At 63.8% G+C, this 2,379-nt stretch carries 2 protein-coding genes; both read left to right on the top strand.

The annotated features are described in order from the left end of the window. The first annotated feature begins 342 nt into the window (after positions 1-342). Complete coding sequence (locus KGM94_RS24930) at positions 343-1,251, top strand: DUF2189 domain-containing protein (protein ID WP_300265328.1); 909 nt, start codon at positions 343-345, stop codon at positions 1,249-1,251. Positions 1,252-1,423: 172 nt separating this feature from the next. Continuing rightward, a complete protein-coding gene (locus KGM94_RS24925; RefSeq protein WP_300265325.1) occupies positions 1,424-2,248 on the top strand; it encodes a lytic murein transglycosylase in 825 nt (274 codons plus the stop codon). Positions 2,249-2,379 lie beyond the last annotated feature (131 nt).

Here is a 2,379-nt window from a genome sequence, read left to right as displayed (position 1 = left end):
AAAAGGATTCGAAGGAAGGGCCGTCAAATCGAACTGTATCAACCACGTCTCTGCGCCGCGATGCGACGCATTCGACAGCATCAGCTTATCTGCGGCGAAATGACGACGGAACGACAGATTCGCGGTTGCACTGCGGCAACGACATTTCAGCCAAGCGCGAGGGACAGGCATCTCACCCAAGCGTGAGGGACAGGAATCGCAATTGAGAGTACGTTTCAGTCTCAGCTCGCGATCCCCTCGGATGTTCGCGTCTGGTCGGAATCGCGAAAACTTTGGACAAAGCGACCGCTTGCGCCGTCGGCCGGCGCGAAGCCCGGTCGCGCGGCAAGGGAGCTAGCGACCATGGCCACCTTCTACCAAGGCAATGTCCCCAGCATGGCTCGGTCCGCCGATGCGGCTGGGCCAACCATCCGGACCATCCGGCTGTCCGACCTGCATGACGCGCTCCGCCGCGGGTGGGAGGACTTCATGGCGGTACCCAGCCACGCCATCATTCTCTGTGTCATCTATCCGGTGCTTGGATTGGTGCTCGAACGCATCGTGATGGGCTATTCCGTGCTGCCGCTGTTGTTTCCACTCGCAGCAGGCTTCGCGCTGGTCGGCCCGTTCGCCGCGCTCGGCCTTTATGAGCTGAGCAGCCGGCGCGAGCGCCATGAGGAAGCCAGCGCATGGGACGTAATGGAAGTGCTGCGCTCCCCGTCGTTCGGAGCGATGCTCGGCTTAGGCACGTTGTTGCTGGCGCTGTTCGTAACCTGGGTCGCGATTGCGCAGGCGATCTACATCGCGGCGTTCGGCTATGAAGGCGTGACCAGCATGTCCGACTTTGCCAGGCGCGTACTGACGACGTCGCAAGGCTGGTGGCTGATCGCGGTCGGCTGCGGCACCGGATTCCTGTTCGCGCTCGCGGCGCTCTGCATCAGCGTCGTGTCGTTTCCGCTGATGCTCGATCGCCACGCCAGCGCCGGCGAAGCCATGGTCACCTCGCTACGCGCGGTCGCCAGGAACCCGGTGCCGATGGCCGCCTGGGGCCTGATCGTCGCGGTGCTGCTCGTGCTCGGCACCGCGCCGGCTTTCCTCGGTCTTGCGGTCGTCATTCCCCTGCTCGGCCACGCCACCTGGCATCTCTATCGCAAGGTGATCGTGTCCGATCCGAACGCGCGGCCGGTGCCACCGCCGCCGCACCGTCCGCGCAAGCCAGCCGCGGATTTCCCGGCCAACCTGTTCCCGTGGCGGAATCGGAGCGACGGATAGTGAAGCGCAAACGTCGAGACCGCCGGCCGAATACCGACCGGCGGTCGCGCGCCACGCCGAAGTCCCTGCCCGCGTTTCGTGCAGGATCCGCCGGCCCACGGGCCTTGCTTTAGCCGCGGTTGGCACCGAAATTGCTGCTGCCGGTCATGACATTTGGAATTGATTTGCCCTGATGCCCCCGACGATTTCTCGTCTGTTCCTCGCCGCCTTCGTCCTCATCATCTCGATCGCGTCAAGCGAGAGCGCGCGCGCCGCAGCCGCCTGCGGCTCCGGCAGCTTCGAGGCCTGGCTTGCCGACTTCAAGACCGAGGCGGCGGCCAAGGGCATTTCGCAGCAGGCGATCTCCGCGGGCCTTGCCGGCGTGACGCTCGACCAGAGCGTCTTGTCGCGCGATCGCTCGCAAAAGGTCTTCAGCCAGAGTTTCGAGGAGTTTTCCAGCCGCATGGTGCCGCCGCGGATGGGCCGCGGCTCCAACATGATGAAGCGATATGGCTCGGTGCTCTCGCGCATCGAGCAGGCCTATGGCGTACCCGGCGAAGTGCTGGTGGCGATCTGGGGACTTGAAACCGACTTCGGCACTAACACCGGCAAGTTCGCAACGATGCGCTCGCTCGCGACGCTCGCCTATGACTGCCGGCGCGCGGAGCAGTTTCGCGGCGAACTGATGGACGCGCTACGCATCGTCCAGCGCGGCGATCTTGCGCCGAACGAGATGCGCGGCGCCTGGGCCGGCGAACTCGGCCAGACCCAGTTCATGCCCTCGTCCTGGATGAAATACGCCGTCGACTTCGACGGCAACGGCCGTCGCGATCTCCTGCACAGCGCACCCGACGTGCTCGCCTCAACGGCGAACTATCTCGCCAGCTATGGCTGGCAGCGCGGCAAGGATTTCGAGCCAGGCAGCCCCAACTTCGCCGTGCTCCAGCAATGGAACAAGAGCGAGGTCTATACCCGGACGGTGGCCTATTTCGCGGCCCAGCTGGCTCATGCTCCCTAGCCATGTCGCGCACGAAAGTGTGATTTCATATTCATTTTTGTATCGCGATTTGCATGCCATTTGCGCATGCTGCAGAGGCGATATCCACCTCTGAACCCCTCGTGGGGAACCTGGCGCGAATTCATTTTCCA

The organism is Bradyrhizobium sp. (assembly GCF_028868675.1).
In the GTDB taxonomy this organism is placed as follows: domain Bacteria; phylum Pseudomonadota; class Alphaproteobacteria; order Rhizobiales; family Xanthobacteraceae; genus Bradyrhizobium.
This window is presented reverse-complemented; position numbering and strand designations above follow the sequence as displayed.